Raw genomic sequence first — 19,109 nt, forward strand, 5'->3', positions numbered from 1 at the left:
ATGTTAGCCAGGTAACAATCTGTTCGATTATCGAACGGTTAGTCGATTATCGGATTGTTTGACCCCTGACCCCGGCTTACTCTTCAAGTACTTCGGCGCTGCCTCCAGCGCCTTTTTCGACCTACACCGGGAGCCCAACCCCATGGCTGAAATCCTTTCGCTGGCTGATGCGGTAAAGCAGTTCGTCAATGACGGCGATACCGTCGCGCTCGAAGGCTTTACCCACCTGATCCCTACAGCGGCAGGTCATGAAATCATCCGTCAGGGCAAGAAAGACCTGACGCTGGTGCGCATGACGCCCGACCTGATCTACGACCAACTGATCGGTGCCGGCTGTGCGCGCAAGTTGATTTTTTCCTGGGGCGGCAACCCGGGCGTAGGTTCCCTGCATCGCCTGCGGGATGCGGTGGAAAAGCAATGGCCGCAACCGTTGGAGATCGAAGAACACAGCCATGCGGACCTGGCCAACGCCTACGTGGCCGGCGCCTCCGGCCTGCCGTTCGCGGTGCTGCGGGCGTATGCCGGTTCTGACCTGCCCAAGGTCAACCCGCTGATCAAGACCGTGACCTGCCCCTTCACCGGCGAAGTGCTGGCGGCGGTGCCGTCGGTGCGCCCGGACATCACCGTGATCCATGCGCAAAAGGCCGACCGCAAGGGCAACGTGCTGTTGTGGGGGATTCTCGGGGTGCAGAAAGAGGCGGCATTGGCGGCCAAGCGTTGCATCGTCACCGTCGAAGAAATCGTCGACGACCTCAACGCCCCCATGAACGCCTGCGTGCTGCCGACCTGGGCCCTGACCGCCGTGTGCCATGTACCAGGGGGCGCGCACCCTTCCTACGCCCACGGTTACACCGAGCGTGACAATCGCTTCTATCAAGCCTGGGATCCGATCGCTCGGGACCGTGGGACGTTTACCGCATGGATCAATGAATACATCCATGGTACCGCTGACTTCAGTCAATTCCAGGCCAAACTGGCTGCCGCGCAGGAGGCCAAGTAATGACTTACTCGACCAATGAAATGATGACCGTCGCCGCCGCGCGCCGCCTGAAGAACGGTGCCGTGTGCTTCGTCGGCATCGGCCTGCCGTCCAAGGCCGCCAACCTGGCCCGCCTGACGTCGTCGCCGGATGTGGTGTTGATCTACGAGTCCGGCCCGATTGGCGCCAAGCCCTCGGTCCTGCCGCTGTCCATTGGCGACGGCGAGTTGGCGGAAACCGCCGACAGTGTCGTGCCCACGGGTGAGATTTTTCGCTACTGGCTGCAAGGCGGGCGCATTGACGTCGGTTTTCTCGGCGCAGCCCAGGTCGACCGCTTCGGCAATATCAACACCACGGTGGTCGGTGATTACCACCAACCCAAGGTGCGCCTGCCGGGTGCCGGTGGTGCGCCGGAGATTGCCGGCTCCGCCAAGAGCGTGTTGATCATCCTCAAGCAGTCGTCCCGTTCGTTTGTCGACAAACTGGATTTCATCACCTCGGTCGGCCATGGCGAAGGCGGCGACTCGCGCAAGCGCCTCGGCCTGCCAGGCGCAGGCCCGGTCGGGATTATTACCGACCTGTGCATCATGGAGCCGGAGGAGGGCACCCACGAATTTGTGGTCACCGCCTTGCATCCCGGCGTGACCCGCGAGCAAGTGATTGCCGCCACCGGCTGGGCGATCCGCTTTGCCGAGCAGGTCAGCACCAGCGCCGAACCCACGCCAGTCGAACTGAACGCCTTGCGCGATCTTGAAGCCCGTACCGCCGCGGCCCATGGCCAAACCCCAGGAGAAGCCTGATGCGCGACGTGTTTATCTGTGATGCGATCCGCACCCCCATCGGCCGTTTCGGCGGTGGCCTGTCCACGGTGCGCGCCGATGACCTGGCGGCCCTGCCGATCAAGGCCCTGATGGCGCGCAACCCGTCGGTAGACTGGAACGCGGTCGACGAAGTGTTCCTCGGTTGCGCCAACCAGTCCGGCGAAGACAACCGTAACGTGGCGCGCATGGCCGCGCTGCTGGCCGGCCTGCCGCCGAGCATTCCCGGGGTGACGGTCAACCGCTTGTGCGCCTCGGGCATGGACGCCATCGGCACCGCGTTCCGCGCCATTGCCAGTGGCGAAATGGAGCTGGCGATTGCCGGTGGTGTCGAGTCGATGTCCCGTGCACCGTTCGTGATGGGCAAGGCGGACGCCGCGTTCTCGCGCAACATGAAGCTGGAAGACACCACCATCGGCTGGCGCTTTATCAACCCGTTGATGAAGGCCCAGTACGGCGTGGATGCCATGCCGCAGACCGCTGATAACGTGGCAGATGATTACAACGTCTCGCGCGCCGACCAGGACGCCTTCGCCTTGCGCAGCCAGCAACGCACAGCCATGGCCCAGGCCGCGGGGTTTTTCGCTGAAGAAATCGTCCCGGTACGGGTCGCCCATAAAAAAGGCGAGACCCTGGTGGAGCACGACGAACACCCGCGTGCCGATACCACCCTCGAAGCCCTGACCAAGCTCAAGCCGGTCAACGGCCCGGACAAGACCGTCACCGCCGGCAACGCTTCCGGGGTCAACGACGGCGCCGCCGCGTTGATTCTGGCCAGCGCGGACGCGGTGAAAAAGCACGGCCTGACCGCCCGCGCCCGGGTGTTGGGCATGGCCAGTGCCGGGGTCGAACCCCGGGTGATGGGCATCGGCCCGGTGCCAGCGGTGCGCAAGTTGGTAGAGCGCCTGGGCCTGGCGGTCAGCGACTTTGATGTGATCGAACTCAACGAAGCCTTCGCCAGCCAGGGTTTGGCGGTGCTGCGTGAGTTGGGCCTGGCGGACGACGCACCCCAGGTCAATCCCAACGGCGGCGCGATTGCCTTGGGTCATCCCCTGGGCATGAGCGGTGCGCGCCTGGTCTTGACGGCCCTGCATCAACTGGAAAAAACCGGCGGCAGCAAAGGCCTGGCGACCCTGTGTGTCGGCGTTGGCCAAGGCTTGGCGTTGGCCATCGAACGCGTTTGAGACCTACAAGAAAAAGAGGAATGCTCCATGAGTGACAAGCCCGGATACCGGCGCCCGCAAGCGGGTACTCAGCCTGATTACCTGCACCCGGCGTACCAGTCGACGAACCTGCGTTCGCCGTCCAAGCCGCTGGTGTTTTTGCCCCATTCGCTGTCGGAAATCACCGGCCCGACCATCGGCGCCGAACGCATTGCCGAGCACGACAACGACCTGACCGCCCAGCACGAGGGCGAGCCCCAAGGCGAGCGCATCATCATTCACGGCCGGGTCCTGGATGAAAACGGCCTGCCTGTGCCGGGCATCCTGGTGGAGATCTGGCAGGCCAACGCCGCCGGTCGCTACAACCACAAGCGCGACCAGCACGACGCGCCCCTGGACCCGAACTTCACCGGCACCGGTCGCACCGTCACCGATACCGATGGCTGGTACCAGTTCCAGACCATCAAGCCCGGCGCCTATCCGTGGGGCAATCACCACAACGCCTGGCGCCCGGCGCATATCCACTTTTCGCTGTTCGGCCCCAGTGTGCTGACGCGCCTGGTGACCCAGATGTACTTCCCCGGCGACCCGCTGCTGGCCTATGACCCGATCTACAACTGCGTGCCGGACACCTCGGCCAAGGAACGCCTGATCGCCCGTTTCGACCTGGAAAAGACCGTGCCGCACTATGCCCTCGGCTATCGCTGGGACATCGTCCTGCGCGGCCGCGACGCCACGCCGATGGAGAAATGACATGACCCTCAACGCAACCACGTCCCACACCGTCGGGCCGTACTACCACATCGGCCTGACCTGGTTGAACTGCGAAGACCTGGCGAATGCGGGCACCCTCGGCGAGCGTGTGGCCATCACCGGGCAGGTGGTGGATGGCAATGGCGAGGTGGTCAACGATGCCATGCTGGAAGTCTGGCAGGCCAACGCCGCCGGTAAATATGACCACCCCGAGGACGACCAGGACAAAGCCCTGGACCCCAGTTTCGCAGGCTTTGGCCGGGTGCCGGTGGATGCGCAAGGGCGTTTCCGTTTTAGCACCATCAAGCCCGGTAGCGTGCCGGGCCTGAAGGGTACGACCCAGGCGCCGCATTTGGTGGTGCTGGTGTTTGCCCGTGGTTTGGTGAAGCACTTGCTGACGCGGATTTATTTCGACGGCGAAGCGGCCAATGGCGATGACCCGTTGCTGGCGTGTGTGCCGGCAGAGCGGCGCGGCACGTTGGTTGCCAAGGCGGATGCGTCGGGGGTGTATCAGTGGAATGTGGTGCTTCAGGGCACCGATGAAGAGACGGTGTTTTTCGATTATTGAGTTGCCTGCCAGGGCGCTGTCGCGGGCAAGCCCGCTCTCACAGTGGAATGCGATCACCTGTGGGAGCGGGCTTGGCTGCCATTCAAAGGTCTGCTTGCGGAACGAGGTTGTTGCAAAGTGTGTCTAGACTCTAACCCGTTCCCTACGAGTGAAAACTACATGACAACGAGTACCAGTCACTACACCGGAGAAGAACGCAGCAAACGGATTTTTGCGATTGTCGGGGCCTCTTCCGGCAACCTGGTCGAATGGTTCGACTTCTACGTCTATGCCTTCTGCGCGATCTATTTCGCTCCGGCGTTTTTCCCCTCCGACGACCCCACGGTGCAGCTGCTCAACACCGCTGGCGTGTTCGCCGCAGGCTTCTTGATGCGCCCCATCGGCGGCTGGCTGTTTGGCCGGGTCGCCGACAAGCACGGGCGCAAGAATTCGATGATGATTTCGGTGCTGATGATGTGCGCCGGTTCCCTGGTCATCGCCTTTCTACCGACCTACAAAGACATCGGCGCCTGGGCTCCGGCCCTGCTGCTGATGGCGCGGCTGTTCCAGGGCCTGTCGGTGGGTGGCGAGTACGGCACCACGGCGACCTACATGAGTGAAGTCGCGCTCAAGGGCCAGCGCGGCTTCTTCGCCTCGTTCCAGTACGTGACCCTGATTGGCGGGCAACTGCTGGCGGTGTCGGTGGTGGTGATCCTGCAACAACTGCTCACCGAGGACGAGCTGCGGGCCTGGGGCTGGCGCATTCCGTTTGTGATCGGGGCCGTGGCGGCGGTGATTTCGCTGTTGCTGCGCCGCTCCCTGAAAGAAACCACCAGCAAGGAAATGCGGGAAAACAAGGACGCCGGCAGCATTGCCGCGTTGTTCCGCGATCACAAGGCCGCGTTTATCACCGTGCTCGGCTACACCGCCGGCGGCTCGCTGATCTTCTACACCTTTACCACTTACATGCAGAAGTACCTGGTGAACACCGCCGGCATGCACGCCAAGACCGCCAGCTACATCATGACCGGCGCGCTGTTCCTCTATATGTGCATGCAGCCGCTGTTCGGCATGCTCTCGGACAAGATCGGCCGCCGTAACTCGATGCTCTGGTTCGGCGCGCTCGGGACCTTGTGCACAGTCCCGATCCTGCTGACCCTGAAAACCGTGACCAGCCCGTTCCTGGCCTTTGTATTGATTACCCTGGCGCTGGCGATTGTGAGTTTCTACACCTCCATCAGTGGCCTGGTAAAAGCCGAAATGTTCCCGCCACAAGTGCGCGCCCTCGGTGTGGGCCTGGCCTATGCGGTGGCCAACGCGATCTTCGGTGGTTCGGCGGAATACGTGGCCCTGGGCCTGAAATCCATTGGCCTGGAAAACACCTTCTACTGGTACGTGACCGGCATGATGGCGATTGCGTTCCTGTTCAGCCTGCGCCTGCCGAAACAGGCTGAGTACTTGCACCACGATCTGTAAGGGATGACTTATGACACTGCGCACGAGCAACCAACTGTTCGACGCTTACTTCACCGCCGACAGCATGGCCGAGGTGTTCTGTGACCAGGGACGCTTGCAGGGCATGCTGGATGTCGAAGCCGCACTGGCCCGGGCGCAGGCGCGGATCGGGTTGATTCCCCAGGCCGCCGTCGCGCCGATTGCCCAGGCATGCCTGGCCTCGTTGTACGACGTGGATGCCCTCGGCGCGGCGATTGCCACGGCGGGCAATTCGGCGATCCCGCTGGTCAAGGCCCTGGGCAAACTGATTGCCAGCGAGGACGCCGGCGCCGAGCGCTATGTGCATCTGGGCGCCACCAGCCAGGATGTGATGGACACCGGCCTGGTGCTGCAACTGCGGCGGGCGCTGGAACTGATCGACACGGACCTGGCCCGGCTGGGCGCGGTTCTCGCGGCCCAGGCGCAGCGCTATGCCGACGTGCCGTTGGCCGGGCGTACCTGGTTGCAGCACGCAACGCCGGTCACCCTGGGGATGAAAATCGCCGGTTGGCTGGGGGCGGTGACGCGCAATCGCCAACGGTTGGTGGAGCTGCAGCCGCGCCTGCTGGTCCTGCAGTTCGGCGGCGCGTCCGGCACCTTGGCTGCACTGGGTGAACACGCCATGCCGGTGGCGCAAGCCCTGGCAGCGGAGTTGCAACTGACGCTGCCCGAACAACCCTGGCACACCCAGCGTGACCGTCTGGTGGAGTTCGCCAGCGTGCTGGGCCTGATCGCCGGCAGCCTGGGCAAGCTCGGGCGGGATATCAGCCTGCTGATGCAGACCGAAGCGGCGGAAGTGTTCGAGCCGTCAGCCCCAGGCAAGGGCGGCTCCTCGACCATGCCGCACAAGCGCAACCCGGTTGGCGCGGCGGTGTTGATCAGCGCTGCTACGCGGGTGCCGGGGCTGGTGGCGACGATGTTCAGCGCCATGCCCCAGGAGCACGAGCGCAGCCTGGGCCTGTGGCATGCCGAATGGGAAACCCTGCCCGAAATCTGCCGCCTGGTGTCCGGTGCCTTGCATCAGGCATTGCTGGTGAGTGAAGGCCTGGAAGTCGATGCACAACGCATGGGCCACAACCTCGACCTGACCCAGGGCCTGGTGCTGGCCGAGGCCGTCAGTAGCACATTGGCCCAGCGCCTGGGCCGTGAAACCGCCCATCACCTGCTGGAACAGTGTTGCAAACGCGCGGTCGCCGAGCAGCGCCATTTGCGCGCGGTATTGGCCGATGAGCCGCAAGTCACCGCCGAGCTGTCGGCGGTGGAATTGGATCGCCTGCTGGACCCGGCGCATTACCTGGGCCAGGCACAGACCTGGGTCAGCCGCGCCGTGGCTGAGCACTTTGCTTTTTCTGCCTGAGGAGGCTGCTGTGGGATTTGTACGACTCGCCGATGGCGAACTGAATTACCAACTGGAAGGTCCTGAAGGCGCGCCGGTACTGGTGCTGTCCAATTCACTGGGCACCGACCTGCATATGTGGGATACCCAGATGCCGGCCTTCACCGAGCATTTTCGGGTGCTGCGCCTGGACACCCGTGGCCACGGCAAATCCCTGGTCACCGAGGGCCCCTACAGCATTGAGCAACTGGGGCGTGACGTGCTGGCGTTGCTGGATGCGCTGGATATCCAGCGTGCGCATTTCTGCGGTTTGTCCATGGGCGGGTTGATTGGCCAGTGGCTGGGCATCAACGCCGGTGAGCGCTTGCTCAAGCTGGTGCTGTGCAACACGGCAGCCAAGATCGGCACTGCGGACATCTGGAACCCGCGGATCGAAATGGTCCTGCGCGAGGGCCAGGCGGCAATGGTCGGCTTGCGTGATGCGTCGGTTGCGCGTTGGTTTACTGCCGATTTTGCCCAGGCTCATCCCGCTCAGGCCAAGCGCATTACCGACATGCTCGCGGCCACATCGCCCCAAGGCTATGCCGCCAACTGTGGCGCGGTGCGCGATGCGGATCTGCGTGAGCAACTGGCGTCTATCAAGGTGCCGACGCTGGTGATTGCCGGTACTGAGGATGCCGTCACACCGCCGGCTGGCGGGCACTTTATTCAAGAGCGTGTCGCGGGCGCCGAGTATGCCGAGTTTTATGCGGCGCACTTGTCCAACGTACAGGCCGGGGCTGCGTTCAGCGAGCGGGTACTGGCGTTCTTGTTGGCGGGCTGATGGTCCAGGCGAGTAGCGCTTGTTGTGGCACAGTCATTAATGGTTGGTTTTAGGAGGTTTTGTGGACGAGAAACAACGTTACGCCGATGGGCTCAAGGTGCGGCGTGAAGTGCTGGGCGATGCCCATGTCGATCGCAGCCTCAATGCCTTGACCGAGTTCAACAGCGAGTTCCAGGAAATGATCACCCGCCATGCCTGGGGCGATATCTGGACCCGCCCGGGCTTGCCCCGGCACACCCGCAGCCTGATCACCATTGCCATGCTGATCGGTATGAACCGCAACGAAGAGCTCAAACTGCACCTGCGCGCCGCCGCCAGCAATGGCGTGACCCGTGCCGAGATCAAGGAAGTACTGATGCAGAGCGCGATCTACTGCGGGATCCCGGCGGCCAATGCGACGTTTCACCTGGCCGAGTCGGTGTGGGATGAGTTGGGGGTTGAGTCGCGGGATTGACGACGATTTACCCCCGCCTGGAGCCGCTCACCCCTCGTCAGGCGGAAAGTAAGCATCCCGCCGCGCAGTACCCGTTTCTTCACGCAGTGCGTTTTCATTAAAGGGGTTGGGGTTGGTAGTCGTCGGGGGTGTCGACGGGTCGTTGTCAAAATCAAAGGCGGGGGCATTGGTCTCTACCCCGACGGCTTGGCGCTCCGGATTCGGTTCATCTGCGGTTTTGCCGGGTAAAAAGGTGCCATTGGCGCCGTTATAGGCGTGGGCCATTTCATGGTAGAGGCTGATGACCGGAGGCTCGCGGAAGATGAGGCCGGGATTGTTGTGTATCTTTGCCCCCGTGGCGACTGAGCCTTTGGTGTTGCCGTGTATGAATCCCAATTGGGGCGATTCTGCGAGCTCGTCATATTCTTTTAATTGTTTGTCGTGTTCTCTGGTGAAGTTGTTGGTGAATGTATAGTTGGGGCGAACGGTAGTCTCTCGGATTGTTACGGGGGAACCGTTGCGCTCGGCGGCCCGGTCCAGTTCACTCAGCATTTTTTGTGCCGTTGGTGAGTTTCTGAAGAATTCAAGATCATCCTGGGTTTGTTGTTTGAATTTGCTTGAGCCCTCGATCTTGAACGCTTTATGACCCGCATTGCTGATGTTGACTTTTTTATATCGGGTGCCGGGGATACTGGTGACGAGGTCATATTTCTTGGCATAGATAGTATCGTTTGCATTGTATGAGTTGACACGATCCCGACCACGCCCTGTATAGAACACGGTCTGTGCATTTCCTGTCATCAAATCATCACCGGGGCCGCCATGCATGACATTCATCGGGCTTTCGCTGACCATCGTGTCGTTGCCGTTGCCGCCATCCATATAGCTGAATGTGCCTTCGCTGCCAGTCCCGGAGGACATAGTGTCGTTGCCGTTATTCCCATACATGACGGCTATTCCTGATCCGCCTTTCATTGTGTCATTGCCGTCATTCCCTTCGGCGTAGCCGTTGCCGCTGCCCAGCGTGATGTTGTCGTTCCCCGCTCCTCCGTAGACACGGGTATCACCACTGCCAAGGGCTTCAATCCGGTCTCGACCTTTACCGCCCTCGATCGTAATGGGGATCGTCACGCGCGGATCAACCCGAATGTGATCATCGCCGCCTTTTGACTTGATGTGCAGTTCTTCAGGGTAACTTTCGTGATTGTTGATTTTTAATGTGTAATGCCTGTCGTTGACTTGCAGCTGGACTTCATTGTTCGAAGATTGATTGACTTTTATAACGTCGGGCTTTTCACCTGTTTCGATTTTGATGACGTTGCTTCTGTTTGTGCGTTCATTGTCGCTGACCGTCTCCCAAGTGGTTTTATGGGTGATTTTGATAAGGTCGTCCTTATATAAAGGAGCAGAGTTTGTATAGGTTGGATATTTTTCTACGTAGTGTTGGTCTGGTGTTAGTTTTGATTTCGGTGTGAAAGTCGCATTTGAGTTTTGTAGCAGGGGAACTTCAATGGAAATGGGGTTTGGCAGGGCGTTAGCAGCCGGTGTTGGACTGAGTGCGGATGAGGAGAATACGTTTGGATACTGTGCAGGGGCTGAGATGGACATTGCATCGTCTCGCGATAGGGGGTTTGGAGATGAGTGGTTGGCCGCCTGAACAGGATTCCGCCGAACTTCAATACCGTTTTTTTCGGACCACACATGAACGCGTAGAACTTCGCGGTCGCGCACGGTTATGTATCATTGGCCTGCTTTAAAACAAGGAGTGTCAGGTATAGCGATCGCGCAGATTAAGTCCCATTTCTTTGCGTAAAGAGTTTTCCGTGAAGGGGGCGGGATTGGTGGCGGTCGGCGGGGTGAGCGGATCATGGTCAAAGTCGAATGGCTCGGCACCCGTCGGCAGACCGACAGCCTGTCGTTCAATATTGGGTGTGTCTTCGGGAGGTTCACCCGCGACCGGTTCCTCGGTCGTTCCGGGGAGGAAGGAACCCGTGGCGCCGTTATAGGCATGCACCATTTCATGGTAGAGATTTGTTATCGGAAAACCGCCTGATACAGGGGCGTCAAACGTACTGGAAGGGGAGTAGCGGACGACGCCATCGGTGATTGACGCGCCCTGTACCCCGTTGTGAACATAGCCTTTTACGGGGGCCTCAGGATCCAACTGATCCGGCTCTTGTTGGTTGAACGCGTAATCTGTCCTGTCTCTTTTTCCGCCATCCTGAAGGGTTACCGGTACTCCATTTCTGTCAGCGGCGGCGTCCATCTCGGCAAGCATTTTCTGGCCTGCCGGCGAGCTGCGTAAAAGCTCCAGGTCATCTTCGACGCGTTGTTTGAACTCTGCTGTGCCTTGGACGTTAAACCCTCTTTTACCGGCTTCACTGGGTGTGACTGCCCTTAACTTCGCGTGCGCAGAGTTCAGGAACCTGTCGCTGGGTTTTGCGTAGATAAGGTCGTCCCGATTGTTGGAGCGGATCGTGTCGTTACCTTTGCCGCTGTAAAAGGTGGTTCGATCGCGACCCAGCATCACATCGTCACCCCGGCCGCCATTCATAATCGTGTGGCCGTTGCCGGCATACATTGTGTCTGAGCCGCTGCCGCCGTCCATGTGGCTTTTTTTGCTGGCTGCCCCAGGCCCCGCATACATCCAGTCGTTGCCGTTATTGCCGTACAGGATGGCGTTACCGGAGCCGCCTATCATCATGTCGCTACCCTCATTGCCTTCGGCATAGCCTGCACCGCTGCCCAACTGGAGAAAGTCGTTGCCGTTGCCTCCCAGCAGGCGGCTTGGACCACCTCCCGCCCTTACGTGATCATTGCCATCCCCTGCTTCAATCGTTACGTAAAGCATGACATCGGCATCGACCTTTATCTTGTCGTCACCGCCGTTACTTTTAATCACGAGTTTTGTGGGGACTTCATCTTTCGCGTCTCTTGCGTCAAAGATGTATGACTTGCCATTGACCTCTACATTGAGTCGTCCGTCGGTACGGTTACTGACATGAATAGTGTCTGAGGTATTACCTGTTTCAAGTGTCAGCTTATCGTCCAGCAGGGTGGGTTTATCCAGGTCATATTGCCGGGTGCGGATTGAATGCCGGGCAATCAGATTACCGTCATCGACCAGTATCGCTTCCTGTTCTTGCGATGGGCGAACGCGTCTAGCAGGCGGAGCAGGGCTTTCTCCAGTGTCCTGCGCCAAGGAGGGCGCTTGACGGCGCTCCCTCTTGGCGGGGGCGGGTGCCGAGTGTGTGGAAGGCTCAAGGGAAGGGAGGGGCAGACTGTGGTTCAGTGGCGCGATAGTGTTCATCAGAGAACCTTTCTATTCGAGATAGGGGGCTCTCTGTAGGTTGATGATTGGAATAAAAGGGTTCCGCCATACCGGCCGATGCTTTGTGTCCTGGCGTAATGAAATTTGCTCGCGCCCGCTGCACACGTCGCTAAATCGTCTGGGGTGTCGGTTAACGAAACACGGCTCTGTGGTCGGGTTGGATCATTGGGGGGCGGCGTCCCACACCCAGTCCCACATCCCCGGTAAGTGCACGGCTTGGCTGGCATCCTTCACTGTGCGCGCCAGGGCCCCGCGCTCCAGTGCCGAGCGGTCGGTGTAGAACGGTTCGGCGGCGGTCTTCAGGCCATTGGCCTGGGCGCTGTCCATCAGGATCTGCAGGTACTCCTGCAGATGCCGGGCGGTGTAGCGATTGATGTCGTGAAAGGTCACCACCACCGGGATCACCCCTTCTACAGTCGGCAGTTCGCCCAGGGCAATGCGTTCGCGCACCAGCGACAGCTGCCGCAGCAGGTTGGCCCGACGCCGTGGGCTGGCATTGAAGCCCCAGATCTTGCCGTCATTGGCGCTCAGGTCGGTCAGCAGAATCTGCATGCCGTGGCGCTGGTAGGCGGCGAAGGTGCGTTTGTCGTAATTCCAGAAGGGCGGGCGTATCAGGTTCGGCGCAGCGCCGGTGATCGAGGCGATAGTCGCGGCGCCCAGGCTCAAGGTCTGCGTCAGCTCTTCGTCGTTCAACAGCCGATGATTGCTATGCCAGCGCGTGGCGGTGTGAAACGCCAGGATATGGCCGGCGGCGTGCTCGCGCTCCATGGTCTTGCGCCCGCGCGGGCTGCCGCCAGAGCGCCAGGCCTCGGTCTGCAAAAAGAAGATCGCCTTGATCCCCGGTTGCACCGGGTTGTTGGCCAGGCTATCGATGACCAAACGGCTAGGGTTGGCGTAGCCCGAGGCGCTGGGGCCGTCATCGAACGTCAGCAGGAAACGGATCGGGGCCTGGGCGTGCAGGCGCTGTTCGGTCTGGGGTGTCAATGCCACGGGCGCGCCGATGCAGGCGCTGAGGCTCAGTGCCAAAGCGAACACGGCGGCGGTGATGGCGAAGGATTTCATGGTATGGGCCGGGCTCTGACACAGATTGCGCCTAAGGAGAGGCCGCAACAGGCGGGCACCATACAGCAAGAATAACCGGGGTGATCATCTGGCTGACGAACTACAACGGCCGGCCATCTCTTCATTGAGGCTAAACGCTGGTGGGCCGGGGCGCTACTCGCGGCAAGTGGCCCCTTCAGCGCTGACACTGAAGGGGGGCGGCAGCGGTCGGCAGGCCGACGGCCCGAAGTTCGCCGTTGGGCGTATCTCGCGCAGGTTTGTCGCCGGCCTGCTTCAGGGGGGGCCACCGCAGATATCCAGTGCTGGTACCCCTAGTCAGTGCGAGGCAGCCTACAGCAGGCTAAGGGGATAACTGACAATCAACCGATTCTCATCAAACTCATTGTTGCTGAAGTCGCGCCGGATGCTGGAATTGCGCCAGCGCAGGGTCAGGCTTTTCAGGCTGCCGCTTTGCACGGTGTAGCCCACTTCGCTTTCCCGCCCCCATTCCTTGCCATCGCTGACGGTGGTGGTGTGCACGTTGCTGCCGCTGATGTAGCGGTTCATCAGGGTCAGGCCCGGCACGCCGAGTGCGGCGAAGTTGTAGTCGTGGCGCAGCTGCCAGGAGCGTTCTTCGGCGTTGTCATAGCTGGCATTGAAGCTGTCGTTGGCCAGGGTGCCGCCGCTGGTGCCATTGACCCGCATCCACGCGCTATTGCCATTGAGTTTTTGCAGGCCGACATAGAAGGTATGGCCGCCGTACCTGGCCGAGAACAGGCCGGACCAGGTCCGGTTGTCCAGGTTGCCGGCACGGGCGCTGCCGTCGTCCTGGCCATAGAAGAAGCCGAGGTTGGTGCCCAGGGTCCAGTCGCCCACAGGCTGGCTGTGAGTCAGGTTGAGGTATTGCTGGCGGTAGATGTCCTTGAGCTGGGCATTCCACACGCCGACCTGGGTGCGCTTGTCGTTGAACGCATATTCGGCGCCCTGGAAGTTGAAGCGATCGGAGGTGAACGCGGTTTTACCGAACATCGACATGTCCGTCATGCTGCTGTCGTCCCGTGGGCTGTTGGCGCGGAACTGGCCGCCATACAGGGTCAGGCCGGCGATCTCTTTGGACGTGATCTGCCCGCCGCGCAGGGTTTGCGGCAGGGAGCGGCCATCGTCCGAACGCAGGATCGGCAGCACCGGCATCCACTCGCCGACTTTCAATTCGGTCTGGGAAATCCGTGCCTTGAACGCCACCCCCAGGCGGCCGAAGTTGTCGGCCGGTTTGCCATCGTGATCCAGGGGCAGCAATTGGGTGCCACCGGAGCCGCCGCCATCGAGCTTTTGCGCGTACATGCCCAGCACATCCACCCCGAACCCCACGGTGCCCTGGGTGAAACCGGACTTGGCGTCGAGGATGAAACTCTGCGTCCACTCCTGCGCGCCGCCCTGGGCCTTGGTCGGGTTGGTGAAATTGCGGTTGAAGAAGAAATTGCGCAGGTTGAGGTTGGCGCTGGCATCTTCCAGAAAGCCGTGTTCCTCGGCGACGACTGGGAGGGCAAGGCTGGCGACAGCGGTAGCCAGCAATAGCCGGCGAGGGTGCAAGGTGCTCATGGCGTGGGACCTGTTGTTATTGGTGGTTTTCAGGTGCGGGCCATGGTGCGGGGCGTTGCCGGGGCGGTTCAATTGGGGGAGGGCGGGTTCTGGGCGGTGATCGAACGGAACTGTACGCCCATGAAAAAGCCCACCAAAAGGTGGGCTTCCTGTGTTGCTACGCCGATCAGAACAACTTGAGCTTCGGCGCTTCTTCTTTCACCGGCTCATTCTGCGCCGTCTGTTCGTTCCAACCGCCACCGAGGGCCTTGTACAAGGTCACTTCGCTGGTCAGTTGGGCCAGGCGGTCGGTGATCAGCGTTTGCTGGGCAGCGAATAGCTGGCGCTGGGCGTCGAGGAAGGTCAGGTTGCTATCAACCCCGATGCGGTAGCGACGCTCGGCCAGACGGTAGTAGTCCTGGTTGGCCGAGACGAAGTCACGCTGGGCCTGCAACTGTTGGTTGTAGGTCGCACGTGCCGCCAGGCCGTCGGAGACTTCCTGGAACGCGGTCTGGATCGACTTCTCGTAGGTCGCGACGTTGATCTCTTTCTGGATCTTCGAGTAGTCCAGGCTTGCGCGCAGGCTACCGGCGTTGAAGATCGGGATGTTGATCTGCGGTGCGAACGACCAGGTACCCGAGCCGCCCTTGAACAGGCCGCCGAGGTCCGGGCTCAAGGTCCCGGCATTGGCCGTCAGGCTGATGCTCGGGAAGAACGCAGCCCGTGCCGCGCCGATATTGGCGTTGGCAGCCTTGAGGTTGTGCTCGGCCTGGAGGATGTCGGGGCGACGTTGCAGCAGGTCTGAAGGCAGGCCGGCCGGTACTTCGCTCAACAGGTCGTCGGACAGCGGCTGAGTGACGAGATTCGCCGGCAGACCGGTGCCCAGCAGCAGGGTCAGGTTGTTTTCATCCTGGGCCACCTGGCGGGTGTAGCGGGCCAGTTGCACGCGGGCGCTTTCAACCGAGGTCCGCGCCTGGCTCAAGTCCAGGGCCGAGGCCACGCCGACTTCGTTGCTGCGCGAGGTGAGCTTGAAGCTCTGCTCGTAGGCGGCCAGGGTGTCCTGGGTCAGCTTCAGCAGTTCCTTGTCGGCCTGCCAGGTCAGGTAAGCATTGGCCACGCTGGCCACCAGGCTGATCTGCGTGCTGCGGCGTGCTTCTTCAGTGGCGAAGTACTTCTGCAACGCTTCTTCGCTCAGGCTGCGCACCCGGCCGAACAGGTCCAGTTCGTAGGCGTTGATCCCGAGGGTCGCCGAGTAGGAGCTGGTGATGTTCGATTCGCCGGTTTGCGAGGCCCGTGCCGGAACGCGCTGGCGGCTGCCGCTGCCATTGGCGCCGACGGCCGGGAACAGGTCGGCACGCTGGATGCGGTACTGCGCGGCAAAGGCGTCGATGTTCAGCGCGGCGACGCGCAGGTCACGGTTGTTGACCAACGCGACCTGAATCAGTTGCTGCAGGGCAGGGTCGTGGAAAAACTGCTTCCAGCCTTGCTCGGCCGCGGCCTGGCTCGGTGCCTGGGCCGACGAGTACGCCGGCCCCTGCGGGAACTGGGCGGCCACCGGCGCTTCAGGCTGCTGATAATCAGGGATCAGCGAGCAGCCACTGAGCACAAATGCCGTGACTGCCAGGGAGAGTAGCGACTTGCGCATTAGCCAGCCTCTTTAGGAGTATTCGGTGTATCGGACTTGTCAGTTTTTTTCCGGCTGCCAATGGCGGACACGGTCACGAAGAACAGTGGCACCCAGAAGATAGCCAGAACAGTGGCGGTGATCATACCGCCAATTACGCCGGTACCGATTGCGTGTTGGCTGCCCGAACCTGCACCCGAGGAGATCGCCAGCGGCAGTACGCCGAGGATGAACGCCATGGACGTCATGATGATCGGACGCAAACGCATGCGGGACGCCTCGATGGCCGCCTCGACGATGCCCTTGCCCTGTTCATGCAGTTCCTTGGCGAACTCGACGATCAGGATGGCGTTCTTCGAGGCCAGGCCCACGGTGACCAACAACCCCACCTGGAAGAACACGTCGTTGGACAGTCCTCGCAGGCTGGTGGCCATCAGTGCACCGATCACGCCCAGCGGTACTACCAGCACTACCGCAATCGGGATCGACCAGCTTTCGTACAACGCTGCCAGGCAAAGGAACACCACCAGCAACGACAGGGCATACAGCGCAGGTGCCTGGGAGCCGGACAAGCGTTCTTCATAGGACAGACCGGTCCAGGCATAGCCCACACCTGCCGGCAATTGCTTGGCGATGCGTTCGACTTCCGCCATCGCATCACCGGTGCTGTAGCCAGGCGCCGGGGTACCGAGGACTTCCATCGCCGCTACACCGTTGTACCGCGACAGTTTCGGCGAACCGAAGATCCAGTTGCCAGAGGCAATTGCTGATAGTGGCACCATTTTTCCGTCGTTGGCGCGCACGAACCATTTGTTCAGGTCTTCAGGGGTCATCCGGCCAGCGGCCTCACCCTGGATGTAGACCTTCTTCACTCGACCGCGGTCGATGAAGTCATTGACGTAGCTGCCACCCAAGGCAATCGCCAGGGTCTGGTTGATGCTCGACAGGCTGATGCCCTGGGCACTGGCTTTCTCGTCGTCGATGGTCAGCTCGTACTGCGGCTCATCGTTGACGCCGTTGGGACGTACGCCAGCCAGGATCTTGCTCTGCGCGGCCATGCCGAGGAACTGGTTACGTGCGTTCATCAACGCTTCGTGACCCACCCCGCCCTGGTCCTGCAGGAACACGTCGAAACCGGTGGCGTTACCCAACTCCAGTACCGATGGGGGCACGATGGCAAACACCATGGCGTCCTTGAAGGTCTGGAAGAAGTAGCCCTGGGCACGCTTGGCCACTTCGAACACCGACATGGATGCGTCGCGCTGGTCCCATGGCTTGAGCATGACGAATGCCAGGCCCGAGCTTTGGCCACGACCGGCAAAGTTGAAGCCGTTTACGGTAAATACCGATTGCACGGCCTTGCCTTCACCGGGCTCGCCTTCCTTGTCGTTCAACAGGAAAGCACGCATGTCGTCGATAACGGTCTGGGTGCGTTCGGCCGAAGAACCAACCGGCGTCTGTACCTGGGCGAAGATCACGCCCTGGTCTTCCTCGGGCAGGAACGCGCTTGGGATACGGGTGAACAGCCAGATCATGCCGGCGAAGATGATCAGGTACACCAGGAACGAAGGCGCCTTGTGCTTGATCATGTTGCCCACGCCGCGCTCGTAGCTCAGTACGCCACGGTCGAAGGTGCGGTTGAACCAGCCGAAGAAACCACGCTTGGGTTGGCCGTGTTTCTCGGGGTCGATCGGCTTGAGCATGGTGGCGCACAGGGCCGGGGTGAAGATCAGTGCAACCAGTACCGAAAGTGCCATCGCCGACACAATGGTGATGGAGAACTGTTTATAGATGACCCCCGTCGAGCCGCCAAAGAACGCCATCGGCAGCAGTACCGCCGAGAGTACCAGGGCAATACCTACCAGGGCGCCCTGGATCTGGTCCATGGACTTGACCGTTGCCTCTTTAGGCGACAGATGCTCCTCGGCCATCACCCGCTCGACGTTTTCCACTACCACGATCGCATCGTCCACCAGCAAGCCGATGGCCAGGATCATGCCGAACATGGTCAAGGTGTTGATGGTGAAGCCGAAGGCCGCGAGGATGCCGAACGTACCCAGCAATACCACCGGTACTGTCATGGTGGTGATGATGGTGGCGCGGAAGTTTTGCAGGAACAGGTACATCACCAGGAACACCAGGATGATCGCCTCGACCAGGGTATCGACTACCCCGGAAATCGACTCGGTCACCACTGGGGTGGTGTCATACGGAACCACGGCTTTCATGCCTGGCGGGAAGAACGGCTCCAGGGACGCGACCGTGGCACGGATGGCCTTGGCGGTGTCCAGGGCGTTGGCACCCGAGGCCAGTTTGATCGCCATGCCGGAAGCCGGCTTGCCGTTGAACTGGGCACTGATGCTGTAGTTCTGGCCACCCAACTCGACACGGGCGACATCGCCCAGGCGCACCTGGGAGCCATCGCTGTTCACGCGCAGCAGGATCTTTTCAAACTGCTCGGCGCTTTGCAGACGGGTCTTGCCGATGATGGTGGCGTTCAACTGGGTGCCGGGCAGGGCTGGCAGGCCGCCCAACTGGCCGGTGGCCACCTGGACGTTCTGCGCCGCAATGGCACTGCTGACATCCACCGGGGTCATCTGGAAGTTGTTCAACTTGGCCGGATCCAGCCAGATACGCATGGCGTACTGGGAACCGAAGACCTGGAAGTCACCCACGCCAGACGTCCGCGAAATCGGATCCTGGATGTTGGAAACGATGTAGTTGGACAGGTCATCCTTGCTCATGGTGCCGTCTTCGGACACCAGGCCGATCACCATCAGGAAGTTCTTCACCGACTTGGTTACACGGATCCCTTGTTGCTGCACTTCTTGCGGCAGCAATGGGGTCGCCAGGTTCAGCTTGTTCTGCACCTGAACCTGGGCGATGTCCGGGTTGGTACCCTGGTTGAACGTCGCGGTGATGGTCATGCTGCCGTCGGAGTTACTGTCCGAGGCCACATAACGCAGGTTGTCGATACCGTTGAGCTGCTGCTCGATCACCTGTACCACGGTGTCCTGCACGGTTTGTGCGGACGCGCCTGGGTAGGTCACCTGGATATCAATGGCGGTTGGCGCGATGGCCGGGTATTGGTTGATGGGCAACTTCAGGATCGACAGTGCCCCGACCAGCATGATCACCAGGGCAATTACCCAGGCGAAAATGGGACGGTCGATAAAAAATTTCGACATG

At 61.0% G+C, this 19,109-nt stretch carries 15 protein-coding genes; 9 read left to right on the plus strand and 6 right to left on the minus strand.

The window, feature by feature from the left end; translation table 11 throughout:
* The first annotated feature begins 142 nt into the window (after positions 1-142).
* From HU773_RS07125 to pcaC, 9 genes are all read left to right on the plus strand, one after another.
* Positions 143-1,000, plus strand: coding sequence for a CoA transferase subunit A (locus tag HU773_RS07125; RefSeq protein ID WP_057439815.1), 858 nt, complete (start codon positions 143-145; stop codon positions 998-1,000).
* A complete protein-coding gene (locus HU773_RS07130) occupies positions 1,000-1,779 on the plus strand; it encodes a CoA-transferase subunit beta (RefSeq protein ID WP_057439814.1) in 780 nt (259 codons plus the stop codon). The genes HU773_RS07125 and HU773_RS07130 overlap by 1 nt, the downstream gene beginning before the upstream one ends.
* Positions 1,776-2,981 carry a 3-oxoadipyl-CoA thiolase gene (pcaF, locus tag HU773_RS07135; RefSeq protein WP_169990665.1) on the plus strand — a complete coding sequence of 402 codons (1,206 nt, stop codon included), beginning with the start codon at positions 1,776-1,778 and terminating at the stop codon, positions 2,979-2,981. The genes HU773_RS07130 and pcaF overlap by 4 nt, the downstream gene beginning before the upstream one ends.
* A 27-nt stretch (positions 2,982-3,008) precedes the next feature.
* Positions 3,009-3,713 carry a protocatechuate 3,4-dioxygenase subunit beta gene (gene pcaH, locus HU773_RS07140; RefSeq protein ID WP_120731992.1) on the plus strand — a complete coding sequence of 235 codons (705 nt, stop codon included), beginning with the start codon at positions 3,009-3,011 and terminating at the stop codon, positions 3,711-3,713.
* A gap of 1 nt (position 3,714) precedes the next feature.
* Complete coding sequence (gene pcaG / locus HU773_RS07145) at positions 3,715-4,281, plus strand: protocatechuate 3,4-dioxygenase subunit alpha (protein WP_057958739.1); 567 nt, start codon at positions 3,715-3,717, stop codon at positions 4,279-4,281.
* A gap of 159 nt (positions 4,282-4,440) precedes the next feature.
* The gene (locus tag HU773_RS07150) at positions 4,441-5,736 is read left to right on the plus strand and encodes an MFS family transporter (protein WP_057444387.1); all 1,296 of its coding nucleotides are present in this window, start codon (positions 4,441-4,443) and stop codon (positions 5,734-5,736) included.
* 10 nt (positions 5,737-5,746) lie between these two features.
* The gene (locus HU773_RS07155; protein WP_057958740.1) at positions 5,747-7,111 is read left to right on the plus strand and encodes a 3-carboxy-cis,cis-muconate cycloisomerase; all 1,365 of its coding nucleotides are present in this window, start codon (positions 5,747-5,749) and stop codon (positions 7,109-7,111) included.
* Positions 7,112-7,121: 10 nt separating this feature from the next.
* On the plus strand, positions 7,122-7,913 hold the full coding sequence (gene pcaD, locus HU773_RS07160; RefSeq protein WP_057958741.1) for a 3-oxoadipate enol-lactonase: 792 nt from the start codon (positions 7,122-7,124) through the stop codon (positions 7,911-7,913).
* 61 nt (positions 7,914-7,974) lie between these two features.
* Complete coding sequence (gene pcaC, locus HU773_RS07165; protein WP_057958742.1) at positions 7,975-8,367, plus strand: 4-carboxymuconolactone decarboxylase; 393 nt, start codon at positions 7,975-7,977, stop codon at positions 8,365-8,367.
* Between the two features lie 27 nt (positions 8,368-8,394).
* Here the strand turns inward: pcaC and HU773_RS07170 are convergent, their stop codons facing one another.
* The 6 genes from HU773_RS07170 to HU773_RS07195 all read right to left on the minus strand — a co-directional run bounded on the left by HU773_RS07170 (position 8,395) and on the right by HU773_RS07195 (position 19,108).
* Positions 8,395-10,077 (minus strand): M91 family zinc metallopeptidase, encoded by a 1,683-nt coding sequence (locus HU773_RS07170; protein ID WP_186626216.1) that lies wholly within the window; start codon positions 10,075-10,077, stop codon positions 8,395-8,397.
* A 37-nt stretch (positions 10,078-10,114) separates the two neighbouring features.
* Positions 10,115-11,548: a M91 family zinc metallopeptidase gene (locus HU773_RS07175; RefSeq protein ID WP_186626215.1), complete on the minus strand. Its 1,434-nt coding sequence runs from the start codon at positions 11,546-11,548 to the stop codon at positions 10,115-10,117.
* Between the two features lie 291 nt (positions 11,549-11,839).
* Positions 11,840-12,739 (minus strand): polysaccharide deacetylase family protein, encoded by a 900-nt coding sequence (locus tag HU773_RS07180; RefSeq protein ID WP_186626214.1) that lies wholly within the window; start codon positions 12,737-12,739, stop codon positions 11,840-11,842.
* A gap of 330 nt (positions 12,740-13,069) precedes the next feature.
* Positions 13,070-14,317 carry an OprD family porin gene (locus HU773_RS07185; protein WP_186626213.1) on the minus strand — a complete coding sequence of 416 codons (1,248 nt, stop codon included), beginning with the start codon at positions 14,315-14,317 and terminating at the stop codon, positions 13,070-13,072.
* 166 nt (positions 14,318-14,483) lie between these two features.
* Positions 14,484-15,941, minus strand: a complete 1,458-nt coding sequence (gene adeC / locus HU773_RS07190; RefSeq protein ID WP_057958747.1) for an AdeC/AdeK/OprM family multidrug efflux complex outer membrane factor — start codon at positions 15,939-15,941, stop codon at positions 14,484-14,486.
* Entirely contained in the window at positions 15,941-19,108 is a 3,168-nt protein-coding gene (locus HU773_RS07195; protein WP_186626212.1) for an efflux RND transporter permease subunit, read from the minus strand. Before HU773_RS07195 ends, adeC begins: the two co-directional genes overlap by 1 nt.
* Position 19,109: the final 1 nt, after the last annotated feature.

The organism is Pseudomonas shahriarae, from assembly GCF_014268455.2.
In the GTDB taxonomy this organism is placed as follows: Bacteria; Pseudomonadota; Gammaproteobacteria; order Pseudomonadales; family Pseudomonadaceae; genus Aquipseudomonas; species Aquipseudomonas shahriarae.

Coding starts and splice junctions, on each gene's coding strand:
- HU773_RS07185 (WP_186626213.1), bottom strand. CDS start 14,317: ATGAGCACCTTGCACCCTCGCCGGCTATTGCTGGCTACCGCTGTCGCC.
- HU773_RS07125 (WP_057439815.1), top strand. CDS start 143: ATGGCTGAAATCCTTTCGCTGGCTGATGCGGTAAAGCAGTTCGTCAAT.
- HU773_RS07180 (WP_186626214.1), bottom strand. CDS start 12,739: ATGAAATCCTTCGCCATCACCGCCGCCGTGTTCGCTTTGGCACTGAGC.
- HU773_RS07195 (WP_186626212.1), bottom strand. CDS start 19,108: ATGTCGAAATTTTTTATCGACCGTCCCATTTTCGCCTGGGTAATTGCC.
- pcaH (WP_120731992.1), top strand. CDS start 3,009: ATGAGTGACAAGCCCGGATACCGGCGCCCGCAAGCGGGTACTCAGCCT.
- HU773_RS07155 (WP_057958740.1), top strand. CDS start 5,747: ATGACACTGCGCACGAGCAACCAACTGTTCGACGCTTACTTCACCGCC.
- HU773_RS07130 (WP_057439814.1), top strand. CDS start 1,000: ATGACTTACTCGACCAATGAAATGATGACCGTCGCCGCCGCGCGCCGC.
- pcaG (WP_057958739.1), top strand. CDS start 3,715: ATGACCCTCAACGCAACCACGTCCCACACCGTCGGGCCGTACTACCAC.
- adeC (WP_057958747.1), bottom strand. CDS start 15,941: ATGCGCAAGTCGCTACTCTCCCTGGCAGTCACGGCATTTGTGCTCAGT.
- HU773_RS07150 (WP_057444387.1), top strand. CDS start 4,441: ATGACAACGAGTACCAGTCACTACACCGGAGAAGAACGCAGCAAACGG.